Genomic DNA, 1,079 nt, shown 5'->3' on the forward strand with positions numbered 1-1,079 from the left:
CCCCCGCCGACGCGGCCGGCCCCCGCGACCCTGGCATCGGCCCCGCTACCGGCGGCCCGGCGGCGGCCGGTCGGCGCGGTGGACCTCACCGGCGGGCCCGCCGCCCCGGCCGGACCGCCCGCGCAACCGCGCCCGGCGGGCTTCCCCCCGCCCCGCGCGCCCTTCGCCGGCGGGGAGCGCCCGGCGGCGCACGCCCCGCCGCGGCCCCGGTTCGCCCCGGGGCCCGAGACGCCCGCCGAGAGCACCGTCCGGCTGCGGCCGGTGCCGGCGCGGCGGCCCGGCCGCACCGTCGCCGCGCTGGCCTGCCTGGTGCTCGGACTCGGCCTCACCGGCGGCGCGGCCGCCGGAGCCTGGATCGCGGCCCGGCCGGAGGCCCCGCCGGTCGCCGACCGCTGGACCGAGGCCGGGAAGCTGTGGCACAGCGTGCCGGTGGACGCCCTCTTCCCGCGCACCCTCAAGGGCTCCGGCGCCGGGCCCGGCCGGGCCGACCGCAACTGGACCCGGATCGCCGTGGCCCCCGACGGCCCGTGCGCCGACGCCCTGGACCCGCTGCTGACCCGGGTGCTGCGACCGGTCGGCTGCGCACGGGTGGTGCGCGCCACCTACCGGGAGGCCACCGCCTCCAGCGTCACCACCGTCGGCATGGTCTTCACCGACGGCGACCGGACCGGCATGGCCGCGCTGCGCGACCGGTTCGCCGGCGAAGGACTGGACCGCCGCGCCGACCTGATGCCCCGGGCGCTGCCCGCCCCCGGCACCGCGGCCGCCTCCTTCGGCGACCCGCAGCGGGCGAGCTGGCGGGTCAGCGTCCTGACCGACGCGCCCGTGGTGGTGTACGCGGTGTCCGGCTTCGCCGACGGGCGCGCGGTGGCCGAGCCGCAGCCCGCCGCCGAGGCGATGGCCCCCGGGCGGGCCACCGCCCCCGCGCAGGCCGGGCTCGGCCATGAGGCCAAGGGCGTGGCCGACCGGATCGAGCGCGCCCTGCGCAAGGCCGTCAACGCACCGCCGCGGGAGCCGCGGGCATGAGCACCCTCCCGGCGGCGCGCACCCCCGCCGCCCGCACCCCCGCCGTACGCCTG

Annotated in this window: 1 protein-coding gene; it reads left to right on the forward strand. The window is 82.4% G+C overall.

All coding sequences use genetic code 11. From position 1 onward, the window contains the following. Window positions 1-1,026: hypothetical protein (locus C6N75_RS29725; protein ID WP_258177687.1), on the forward strand; the 1,026-nt coding region annotated here is incomplete at its 5' end. Between the last annotated feature and the right edge of the window lie 53 nt (window positions 1,027-1,079).

This window comes from Streptomyces solincola, from assembly GCF_002982015.1.
Classification (GTDB): domain Bacteria; phylum Actinomycetota; class Actinomycetes; order Streptomycetales; family Streptomycetaceae; genus Streptomyces; species Streptomyces solincola.